The sequence below is a fragment of the Streptomyces sp. NPDC001027 genome (genome assembly GCF_040299045.1).
GTDB lineage: Bacteria > Actinomycetota > Actinomycetes > Streptomycetales > Streptomycetaceae > Streptomyces.
Genome location: NZ_JBEPBI010000097.1, coordinates 16,334 through 27,322, shown reverse-complemented (window position 1 = coordinate 27,322; position 10,989 = coordinate 16,334). Strand labels below are relative to the sequence as shown.

Genomic DNA, 10,989 nt, shown 5'->3' with positions numbered 1-10,989 from the left:
CGCCTCGGGTGTGAGCACAGGGCGCGGGACGAGGATTCCGCAGTCCGCGCAGACCGGCCCCGCCGACGGTTCGTGGTCCAGTTCGTACTTCCAGGGCAGTCGTTCGCCGCCGCACACCGGGCAACCGGTGCCCGGCGCGCGCTCCAGCGCGGCGATCAGCTTGCGGAGCACGTCGGCCAGCGGCTCACGGGGATGGAGCCGCGGGTCGTCGCACCAGGCGACGCCGAAACCGCCCCAGGTCAGGCGGTGCCAGTCGTCCACGCTTCCGGGCCGTCGCAGCCCGTCGTGCTTCTCCTTCTTGCGGCGTTCGGCGAACTCGCCCTCATAGGTCAGCCACACCGCGCGCGCCGCCTCCAGCTCGTCCAACGCGGCCACGAGCCGCGCCGGATCGGGGGAGCGGTCCTCCGGGCCGAACCCGGCCCGGGAGCACAGATGGTCCCAGGTCGCCCTGTGCCCGTAGGGGGCGAACCGCTCAAGGCACTTGCGGAGCGAATACCGCCGCAGCGCCAGATCGCACCGCGGGTCGCGCACCTGTCTCGCCAGACTCCGGAAACCGGCCATCGCCTTGCACCTCCGTCACATCTGCACCTGAGCTTCGGTCACTTCGGCGTCGTCGCACGGACGTCGTCGAATAGACGTATCGACAAGCGATTCGGCTCCATCCGATCTACGACCCGATCTACGACGACCTCCAGAAGCCGAAAACTTGACGCATGTTCATCTTCAATCCCGGGGATACCGGCGGTAACCTTTCGGCCACCCCCGTCGCTAGGAGCAGCCGATGCCTCGGCGAACCCCCCGCAACTCTCTCGACAGACTGAGAACTCCCGGCAGATTCCCCGGGTTCCTGAAGACCGCTTCCATATGCGTTCTGATCGCCGGACTTTTGTCGCCTCTTACCCAAGTGGCGGCAGCGGCCGAGGTCACGGCCGCCAACGACTACTGCGGCGGACAGTGTTCCGACATCCTGCCGCCCGGCGAGAACGGCAACGCCACCCTGGCGCAGATCCTCCTCAACCAGGCGTTCGGCGCCCAGCCCGAACACGCGGAGGACCAGCTCGGCCCTTACGCCAACCTCGCCAAGGGCTACCCCACCCTCACCAACGCCACGATCAACACCTTCTTCAACGACGCGTCGTTCGGCGTCCCCGCCGACCAGGTCGCCTCGACCGTCAAGCCCGCGGGCCGCACGGACGTGACGATCGTCCGCGACAAGAAGACGGGCGTACCGCACATCTCGGGCACCACCCGCTACGGCACCGAGTTCGGCGCCGGGTACGCCGCAGCCCAGGACCGGCTGTGGCTCATGGACGTCTTCCGTCATGTCGGGCGCGGCCAGCTGACCGCGTTCGCGGGCGGCGACCCCTCCAACCAGGGTCTCGAGCAGCAGTTCTGGCGCAATGCTCCGTACACCGAGGCAGACCTCCAGGCCCAGATCGACAACGCCGTCGCCGTCAACGGCGCTCGCGGCCAGCAGGCTCTCGCCGACGCAGGCGCCTATCTGGCAGGCGTCAACGCCTACATCGACGCCTCCGACAGTGGCCGCTACTTCCCCGGTGAATACGTCCTGACCGGACACAAGGACTCAATCACCAACGCCGGCACCATCGACCACTTCAAGATCACCGACCTGGTGGCGCTGGCCTCGGTCATCGGCGCGCTGTTCGGCTCGGGCGGCGGCGGCGAGGTCAACAACGCCGTCTCACTGCTCGCCGCGCAGGAGAAGTACGGCGTGGAGCAGGGCACCCAGGTCTGGGAGGCGTTCCGCGAACGCAACGACCCCGAGGCCGTCCTCACCGTCCACAACGGCGAGAGCTTCCCCTACGGCGGCAAGCCCGCGACCGCGCAGGGCGAGGCGCTGCCCGACGCCGGTTCGGTGGCCTCGCAGCCGCTGGTCTACGACGCCACGGGCACCGGCGCCGACGCGAGCGCGACCGCCGCCACCGCCAAGGCGACCGCCGCAGCCCTCAGCTCGGCCAAGCGCGGCATGTCCAACGCCCTCGTGGTGAGCGGCAAGTCCACCGCGAGCGGCCACCCGATCGCCGTCTTCGGCCCGCAGACCGGTTACTTCGCCCCGCAACTGCTCATGCTCCAGGAGATCCAGGGCCCGGGCATCAGCGCCCGCGGCGCCTCCTTCGCGGGCCTGAGCATGTACGTCGAACTCGGCCGCGGCCAGGACTACGCGTGGAGCGCCACGACGTCCGGCCAGGACATCATCGACTCCTACGCGGTCGAACTGTGCCAGGACGACTACCACTACCTGTACCACGGCGTCTGCACGGCGATGGACGTCATCGAGCAGAAGAACGCCTGGAAGCCGACCACCGCCGACGGGACGGCCGCCGGCTCGTACACCATGCGCGTCTACCGCACGAAGTACGGGCCCGTGGAGTACCGCGCGACCGTGGGCGGCAAGAAGGTCGCCTACACCACCCTGCGGTCGTCCTACATGCACGAGGCCGACTCGATCATCGGCTTCCAGATGCTGAACGACCCGGACTACGTCAAGAGCCCGCAGACCTTCCAGAGCGCGGTGCAGCACATCAACTACACGTTCAACTGGTTCTACGCCGACTCCACGCACACCGCGTACTACAACAGCGGCGACAACCCGGTCCGCGCGAGCGGCGTCGACGCCGAGTTCCCGGTGTGGGCGCAGGCGGCCTACGAGTGGAAGAACTGGACGCCGGCCACCAACACGGCCGAGTACACCCCGGCCTCGGCGCACCCCAACTCCGTCGACCAGGACTACTACATCTCCTGGAACAACAAGCAGGCCAAGAACTACACGACGGCCTCGTGGGGCGACGGGTCCGTGCACCGCGGCAACCTCCTCGAGGACCGGGTGAAGAAGCTGGTCGCGGCCGGCGGCGTCACGCGCGCGTCCCTGACGAAGGCGATGGCGGAGGCGGCGCTCGTCGACCTGCGGGCCGAGGACGTCCTGCCCGACCTGCTGAAGGTGATCAACAGCTCGACGGTCACCGACTCCGCCGCGGCGGCCGCCGTGACCAAGCTGCAGACCTGGCTGACGGCCGGCGGCAGACGCACGGAGACCACGGCGGGCTCCAAGACGTACGCCGACGCCGACGCGATCCGCATCCTGGACGCGTGGTGGCCGCTGCTGGTCAAGGCCGAGTTCGAACCCGGTCTGGGCACGGCCCTCTACAACGCCTTCGGCGCCAACCTGCCCATCGACGAGGCCCCGTCGGCCGCCCACGGGCCGACCGGATCGCACGCCGGCAGCTCCTTCCAGTACGGCTGGTGGAGCTACGTCGACAAGGACGTCCGCGCCGTGCTCGGCGAGACCGTGCAGGGCGGGCTGACGCAGAAGTACTGCGGCGGCGGCACCCTGAGCGGCTGCCGGGACGTCCTGATCAGCACCCTGAAGACGGCGGCCGGCAAGACCGCGGCCCAGGTCTACCCGGCCGACAAGCTCTGCACGACGGCCGGCAACCAGTGGTGCGCCGACTCGATCGTGCAGCGAACCCTGGGCGGCATCAAGCACGGCAACATCAGCTGGCAGAACCGGCCCACCTTCCAGCAGGTGGTGGAGTTCACCTCGCACCGGTGAGGCCCTGAGGAACGGCGGCGGGTCAGCGCACGCGGCCCGCCGCCAGCACCAGCCGCGCCAGCTCGGGGTGCACGATGTCACTGTGCGCCCCGGCCGGCGCCCCGCCGCGCCGGACGACGGCGGCCGCGTCCACGTTCACGCACCCCGACGCCGGCAGCGGGCCGGCCAGCGCCTCGGCGAGGGTGCACGCACGCGTGCCGGGCACCGCCTGCACCCCGTCGTGCCCCATGGCGCCCCACTTGGCGCCCAGCAGGCTGCCGACGCCGAACTCCTCGACCGCCCCGCGTGCGTCGCCCGCCATCCGGGAGGCCAGCGGATACATGGTGCCGAGCGCCGCGTCGAAGGAGGAGTGACAGCACACCAGAGGTCCGTCGACACGGTGCTGCTGTCCCTGGAGCACCCCGCCCGCGCCTGCGTCGTGCGGCAGCCGCGCCGCGAACGCGTAGTGCGAGAAGGCTCCCTGGAGCAGCGTCACGGACTTGACCGTCCGCACGCCTTCAGGCAGTCCGCGCAGCGCGAACGACACCAGCCGCCCGCCGAAGCTGTGCCCCACCAGATGCACCCGCACCGCCGGCGCGACCGCGGCCAGCCGGCCCACGAACGGACCGAGCCCGCGCTCGCCGACCGTCCCCGCCCGCCGCTTCATCGCGTAGTACGCCGCCTGGCGCAGCAGTTCGTGCGCCCCGTCCCAGGGGTTGGGCAGCGAGAACCCCGCGACGACGGCCCCGCGCTCCGGGCCCGCTCCCGATCCCCCGGGCACCGGATCGCCGGACACCGACCCGGCGGACACCGAACCCCCGGACACCGAACCTCCGGACACCGAACCCCCGGCCGCCGACCCGGCGGACACCGGGTCGCCGGACGGCGTGCTTCCGGCGTCGAGTCCGGCCAGGGCACGGGCGAACTCCTCACAGATCTCCGCCGTGGGCCCGGCGAACATCTCAGGCTGCCCGTCCGGCGGCAGACCCTCCGCCAGGGTGTCCGCCGCGAACAGCGCCTGCGGCCCCTGCGGAGCCACGTCGGCCAGCAGCCGCACCAGCCCCCCGAACTCCTCGAGCGCGGCCTCTCCGGGCGGGCGCCGCTCCAGGAGCCGACCGATCCGGTCCACCACCGCCGCCCGGTCCGGGAAGGTCTGCAGCAGCGCGTGCCGGGTCTCCCCGTCCAGCGCCCCACGCCGGACGGCCGCCGCGGCGACGGACCGAGGGAAGTCGGGGATCGCCTCGTCCGGGAACCGCATCGACGGCCACACCACGCCGACGTAACCGATCCTCGCGGCCGGGGCGAGGGCCGGCATCGGCGCGAAGAAGCGGCTGTAGAGGCCGGTCGCCGCGGAGCGGTCGGTGTTCCAGCCGTGCGCGAAGACGATCAGGTCACGGACGCCGCGCCGCGCCGCCTCGGCCGCCAGCCGGTCGCGCCGTGCGCCGTCGGTGTCGCCGTCGGCGTCGAAGGTCAGCTCCCAGTAGGGCGTCACGCTCATCGCAGGTTCTGCCACGACAGGCCCCCTCGTTCCCCAAGCAGGTGCGCCAGATGCGCGCATCGTCCTGCGAACGGGAACGATTGGCCATACGTCACGCCTCATCATGTCTCGTCCCGGCTCATCATGTCTCGTCACGACCTGTCGCGCCTCGTCCGCACGGAAGGCGACCGTCCCGGGCCCGTGCGAGCCGCGCGCGCCGAACGGCCGGGAATCCGGAGCAGCCCTTCCATCGCCACATACCGACTGGTTAGTCTGAGTCGCGGAGCCGGAGCGTGCCCGAGGGCCGCGATCCGTGCCGCAGCCGCGTCGAAGGAGACCGAGGGTGGAAGCCGTGCAGGATGCCGGAGTGGTCGTGACCGGAGCGGGAGGCGGCATCGGCGCCGCGCTGGCCCGCCGCTTCGCCGCCGAGGGCGCCCGGGTCGTGGTCAACGACCTGGACGCGGACCGGGCGCGGGCGGTCGCCGACGAGATCGGCGGCATCGCGGTCCCCGGCGACGCCTCGGCGGTCGTGGACCGGGCCCGCGAGGCCCTCGACGGCGTCGTCGACGTGTACTGCGCCAACGCCGGAGTCGCCTCGGGCGGCTCCGAGGCCGCCGAGGACGCGGTCTGGGCGCAGGCCTGGGACGTCAACGTGATGGCTCACGTCCGCGCGGCCCACGCGCTGCTCCCGGACTGGCTGGAGCGCGGCCGGGGACGCTTCGTCTCCACCGTCTCCGCGGCCGGCCTGCTCACCATGATCGGCGCCGCCCCCTACAGCGTCACCAAGCACGGCGCGTACGCCTTCGCCGAGTGGCTGTCGCTGACCTACCGCCACCGCGGGGTCAAGGTCCACGCGATCTGTCCCCAGGGCGTGCGCACCGACATGCTGGACGCCACCGGCAGCGCCGGCGACCTGGTGCTCAAGCCGACCGCGATCGAGCCGCGGGACGTGGCGGACGCCCTGTTCAAGGGCATCGCCGAGGACCGCTTCCTGATCCTGCCGCACCCCGAGGTCGCCGGGTACTACCAGGTGCGCGCCGGCGATCCCGACCGCTGGCTCGCCAACATGAACCATCTCCAGCAGAAGTGGGAGGCGGCCGGGTGACGGCGCCCGCCTCGCGCTACGGGGCCAAGCCGTGGCTGGCGCTCCTCGACGACGCCCAGCGCGCCCCGATCGAGCCCGCCGACTCCCTGGTGCACGCCTTCCGCAGGTCCGCCGCCGAGGTCCCGGACCGCACCTGCCTCGCCTACTTCGACGGCCGGCTCAGCTACCGCGAGGCCGACGAGCTCAGCGACTCCGTGGCCGGTCACCTCGCCGCCCGCGGCCTGCTGCCCGGCGACCGGGTCGCCGTCCTGCTGCAGAACTCCCCGCTCTTCGTGCTCGCCGTGCTCGGCGCGTGGAAGGCGGGCGCGACGGTCGTCCCGGTCAACCCGATGTACAAGGCGGGCGAGGTCGCCCACGTCCTGCGGGACGGCGACGTCGCCGCACTGATCTGCTCCGACCGCGCGTGGGAGGCCTATCTGCGCGAGACGGCCGCCGACTCGCCGGTGCGGGTCGTCCTCACCGGCTGCGAGCTGGACTTCCAGACCCGCGGCGACGCGCGCGTGCTCGCCTTCGAAAGGCTCCCGCAGGCCCCCGACGCCGACGACCTCACCGCCGTCGCCCGCGCCGGCCACCGCGCCCCCGAGGGCCGCGAGGCCGCCCCCGCCGACATCGCCCTGATCAGCTACACCTCGGGCACCAGCGGCGCCCCCAAGGGCGCCGTCAACACGCACGGCAACGTCATGTTCAACGCCGAACGGCAGCGCACCGGACTGCGACTGCCCGAGGCGCCGGTGTACTACGCGCTCGCGCCCCTGTTCCACATCACCGGCATGGTCTGCCAGCTCGCCGCGTGCCTGAACGGCGCGGGCACGCTCGTCCTGACGTACCGCTTCGAGGCGGGCGTGACGCTGGAGGCGTTCGCCGAGCACCGGCCGCACTACACCGTCGGCCCCTCGACCGCGTTCATGGCGCTCGCCGCCCACCCCTCCTGCACCCGGGACCACTTCGCGTCGTTCGCGCACATCTCCTCCGGCGGCGCGCCCGTGCCGCCGGCCCTGGTGGAGACGTTCCGCTCCCGCTTCGGGCCGTACATCCGCAACGGCTACGGGCTCACCGAGTGCACCGCCCCCTGCGCCTCGGTGCCGCCACAGCTCGAAGCGCCGGTCGACCCGGTCTCCGGGACCCTCGCCGTCGGGGCGCCCGGCCCGGACACGGTCGTGCGCATCGTCGACGACCGGGGCGCGGAGACGCCGTTCGGCGAGCCGGGCGAGATCGTGGTGCGGGGCCCGCAGGTCGTCCCCGGGTACTGGCGGCGGCCCGAGGCCACCGCCGAGGCCCTCCCCGGCGGCGAGCTGCGCACGGGGGACATCGGCTTCATGGACGAACAGGGCTGGCTGTACGTCGTCGACCGCAAGAAGGACATGATCAATGCCTCCGGCTTCAAGGTGTGGCCGCGCGAGGTCGAGGACGTGCTGTACACCCACCCGTCGGTGCGCGAGGCGGCCGTCGTCGGGGTGCCGGACGGCTATCGCGGGGAGACCGTCAAGGCGTACATCAGCCTGCGTCCGGGCGCGGACGCGGATGCCGATACGCTCGCGGCCTACTGCAAGGACAGACTGGCGGCCTACAAATACCCGCGTCAGGTGGAGATCCTGCCCGACCTGCCGAAGACGGCGAGTGGCAAGATCCTCCGTCGGGAACTGCGTTCCCGCACGCACGACGGTCAGTAGCGCGACAGCCGGCGAGACGCGCCGACAAGGCATCGAGGAAGGCAGGTGGCGGCAGTGCCCAGGACCACGGACGGCGACGGGACTCCCGTGCCGCAGCGGCTGCTCGCCGCCGCCACCCGGCTCTTCGCCGAGCAGGGCTACGACCGCACCTCGGTGCAGGAGATCGTCGAGGCGGCGGGCGTCACCAAGGGGGCCCTCTACCACTACTTCGGCTCCAAGGACGACCTGCTGCACGAGGTGTACGCGCGCGTGCTGCGCGTCCAGCAGGAGCGGCTCGACGCCTTCGCGAACGCCGACGAACCGATCGAGAAGCGGCTGAGGGGGGCGGCGGCCGACGTCGTCGTCACCACCATCGAGAACCTCGACGACGCGATGATCTTCTTCCGCTCGATGCACCACCTGAGTCCGGAGAAGAACAAGCAGGTCCGGTCCGAGCGCCGGCGCTACCACGAACGCTTCAGAGCGCTCGTCGAGGAGGGCCAGGCCTCCGGCGTCTTCTCCACGGCCACCCCGGCCGACCTCGTCGTGGACTACCACTTCGGGTCGGTGCACCACCTGTCGACCTGGTATCGGCCGGACGGCCCGATGGGCGCACAGGAGGTCGCCGACCACCTGGCCGACCTGCTGCTGCGGGCCCTGCGCCCCTGAGCGCCGCCCGCAGGCAAGGAGCGATCGCCATGGCGACCGCCCCTTGCCCGCGTCCCCGCCTACCTGCCTAGAGGTACTTCTTCAGCTCGCGCCGCGCCAGCGACCGCTGGTGCACCTCGTCCGGCCCGTCCGCGATCATCAGGGTGCGCGCCCCGGCGTACAGCTCGGCCAGCGGGAAGTCCTGGCTGACGCCGCCCGCGCCGTGCAGCTGGATCGCCCGGTCGATGATGTCGACGACCGCCCGCGGAGTGGCGATCTTGATGGCCTGGATCTCCGCGTGCGCGCCCCGGTTGCCGACGGTGTCCATCATCCAGGCGGTCTTGAGCACCAGCAGCCGCAGCTGCTCGACCGTCACGCGCGCGTCCGCGATCCAGTTGTGCACCACGCCCTGCTGTCCCAGCGCCTTGCCGAAGGCCGTACGGGAGACGGCCCTGCGGCACATCAGCTCGATCGCCCGCTCCGCCATGCCGATCAGCCGCATGCAGTGGTGGATGCGGCCGGGACCGAGGCGGGCCTGCGCGATGGCGAAACCGCCCCCCTCCTCGCCGATGAGGTTCGTCGCCGGCACGCGCGCGTGGTCGAACACCACCTCGGCGTGGCCGCCGTGCGAGTGGTCCTCGTACCCGAAGACCTGCATGGCCCGCCGGACGGTGACGCCGGGCGTGTCCCGCGGCACCAGCACCATGGACTGCTGACGCCGGATGTCCGCGCCGCCCGGGTCCGTCTTGCCCATCACGATGAAGATCCTGCAGTCCGGGTTCATCGCCCCCGAGATGTACCACTTGCGGCCGGTGATGACGTATTCGTCGCCGTCCCGCTCGATGTGCGTGGTGATGTTGGTGGCGTCCGAGGAGGCCACCTCCGGCTCGGTCATCGCGAACGCCGAACGGATCTCACCGGCCAGCAGCGGCTCCAGCCACTGCTTCTTCTGCCGCTCGTCGCCGAACTGCGCGAGCACCTCCATGTTCCCGGTGTCCGGCGCGGCGCAGTTCAGCGCCGTCGGCGCCAGCTGCGGCGAACGGCCGGTGATCTCGGCGAGGGGCGCGTACTGCAGGTTGGTGAGCCCGGCGCCGTGCTCGGCGTCGGGCAGGAAGAGGTTCCACAGGCCCTGGCTGCGCGCCTCGGCCTTCAGCTCCTCCACCACGGCCGGGGTGTCCCACGGCGAGGCCAGCAGCGCGCGCTGCTCCTCGGCCACCGCCTCGGCCGGGTAGACGTGCTCGTCCATGAAGGCGAGCAGCCTGGCGCGGAGGTCCTCGGTGCGCGCGTCGAACGCGAAGTCCATGCCGGTCAGCCTTCCTGGAGAGTGGTCAGTCCGTGCTCGATGAAGACGGGGACGAGCTCCCCGATGCGGTCGAAGCCGCGCCCGACCGTCTGGCCGAGCGTGTAGCGGTAGTGGATGCCCTCAAGGATCACGGCGAGCTTGAACCAGGCGAACGCCGTGTACCAGGCGACCGCCGCGACGTCGCGGCCGGAGCCCGCCGCGTACCGCTCGACCAGCTCGGCAGGCGACGGATGGCCGGGCGCCGAGGCGGTCGTGGAGATCGGGGAGTTCGGCAGCTCCAGCGGAACGCTGTACATCACCAGCAGACCGAGGTCGGTCAGCGGGTCGCCGAGGGTCGACATCTCCCAGTCGAGGATCGCGCGGATCGTGTCGTCGGGGCCGATCAGGACATTGTCGAGCCGGTAGTCGCCGTGCACGACGGCGGCGCCGGGGGAGGCCGGCAGCTCGCGGCCGAGTGCCGCGTGCAACTCGTCGATCCCGGCCAGCTCACGGCTGCGGGAGGCGTCCAGCTGCTTGCCCCAGCGGCGCAGCTGCCGGTCCAGGAAGCCCTCCGGCCGGCCGAAGTCGGCCAGGCCGACCTCGGCGGGGTCCACCGCGTGCAGCTCCACCAGGGTGTCCACCAGCGACAGCAGCGCGTCCCGGGTGCGCCGCTCGCCGATCGGGGCGAGCTCGTCGGCCGTCCGGTAGGGGGTGCCCTCGACGAACTCCATGAGGTAGAACGGCGCCCCGAGCACGTCGTCGTCCTCGCACAGCAGGACCGGGCGGGGCACCGGCACGCTCGTCGGGTGCAGCGCGCTGATCACCCGGTGCTCGCGCTTCATGTCGTGCGCGGTGGCCAGGACGTGCCCCAGCGGAGGCCGGCGTACGACCCACTTCGCCTCGCCGTCGGAGACCGCGTAGGTGAGGTTGGACCGTCCGCCTTCGATCAGCCGTCCGGTGAGGGGGCCGTGGACCAGACCGGGACGCTCGCGCTCCAGCAGAGCGCGTAGCCGGTCGAGGTCGAGTCCGGGCGGGTGGTCGGGGCTCATGCGTCGCTCCTACGGACGGGACGGGTGAACAGGGGCTCGCCCCATGATGCCGACCGGTCGGTATGGAGTCCAGGGGTGATGCCCAACGTGATCGGGGCCACGATAGGCCGACGGCTCCCCGGACAGTACCCGCAGAGCCGTCCGGCAGCCCGCTTTTCGGCCGTTCCGGCTGTTCCGGACGTCGCGGAGGCCACGGGCCGCCACGGCCGTCCCGCTTGCGCGGCGCTCG

The 10,989-nt window shown here is 71.8% G+C and carries 8 protein-coding genes; 4 read left to right on the top strand and 4 right to left on the bottom strand.

Annotation, left to right across the window (positions count from 1 at the left end; all coding sequences use genetic code 11):
- The coding region (locus ABT300_RS24635) for a hypothetical protein (protein WP_351679468.1) at positions 1-561 on the bottom strand (561 nt) is incomplete at its 3' end.
- Between the two features lie 220 nt (positions 562-781).
- On the opposite strand from ABT300_RS24635, the gene ABT300_RS24630 reads away from it, so the two are divergent.
- Complete coding sequence (locus ABT300_RS24630; RefSeq protein ID WP_351679466.1) at positions 782-3,571, top strand: penicillin acylase family protein; 2,790 nt, start codon at positions 782-784, stop codon at positions 3,569-3,571.
- 22 nt (positions 3,572-3,593) lie between these two features.
- Here the strand turns inward: ABT300_RS24630 and ABT300_RS24625 are convergent, their stop codons facing one another.
- A complete protein-coding gene (locus tag ABT300_RS24625) occupies positions 3,594-5,063 on the bottom strand; it encodes a serine-threonine protein kinase (RefSeq protein ID WP_351679465.1) in 1,470 nt (489 codons plus the stop codon).
- Between the two features lie 307 nt (positions 5,064-5,370).
- Here ABT300_RS24625 and ABT300_RS24620 point away from each other — a divergent pair, with 307 nt between their 5' ends.
- Genes ABT300_RS24620 through ABT300_RS24610 form a run of 3 tightly spaced genes read left to right on the top strand, consistent with a single transcriptional unit; the run spans position 5,371 to position 8,450 of the window.
- Complete coding sequence (locus ABT300_RS24620) at positions 5,371-6,132, top strand: SDR family oxidoreductase (protein WP_351679463.1); 762 nt, start codon at positions 5,371-5,373, stop codon at positions 6,130-6,132.
- Complete coding sequence (locus tag ABT300_RS24615) at positions 6,129-7,802, top strand: class I adenylate-forming enzyme family protein (RefSeq protein WP_351679461.1); 1,674 nt, start codon at positions 6,129-6,131, stop codon at positions 7,800-7,802. Before ABT300_RS24620 ends, ABT300_RS24615 begins: the two co-directional genes overlap by 4 nt.
- 54 nt (positions 7,803-7,856) lie before the next feature.
- Entirely contained in the window at positions 7,857-8,450 is a 594-nt protein-coding gene (locus tag ABT300_RS24610; protein WP_319279438.1) for a TetR/AcrR family transcriptional regulator, read from the top strand.
- 67 nt (positions 8,451-8,517) lie between these two features.
- On the opposite strand, the gene ABT300_RS24605 is transcribed toward ABT300_RS24610, so the two are convergent.
- Positions 8,518-9,732 carry an acyl-CoA dehydrogenase family protein gene (locus tag ABT300_RS24605; protein ID WP_351679458.1) on the bottom strand — a complete coding sequence of 405 codons (1,215 nt, stop codon included), beginning with the start codon at positions 9,730-9,732 and terminating at the stop codon, positions 8,518-8,520.
- 5 nt (positions 9,733-9,737) lie between these two features.
- On the bottom strand, positions 9,738-10,760 hold the full coding sequence (locus ABT300_RS24600; protein ID WP_351679456.1) for a phosphotransferase family protein: 1,023 nt from the start codon (positions 10,758-10,760) through the stop codon (positions 9,738-9,740).
- Between the last annotated feature and the right edge of the window lie 229 nt (positions 10,761-10,989).

What these genes read in the sequence shown, in the direction of transcription:
- ABT300_RS24630 (WP_351679466.1), top strand. Translation starts at nt 782, where the DNA reads ATGCCTCGGCGAACCCCCCGCAACTCTCTCGACAGACTGAGAACTCCC.
- ABT300_RS24600 (WP_351679456.1), bottom strand. Translation starts at nt 10,760, where the DNA reads ATGAGCCCCGACCACCCGCCCGGACTCGACCTCGACCGGCTACGCGCT.
- ABT300_RS24605 (WP_351679458.1), bottom strand. Translation starts at nt 9,732, where the DNA reads ATGGACTTCGCGTTCGACGCGCGCACCGAGGACCTCCGCGCCAGGCTG.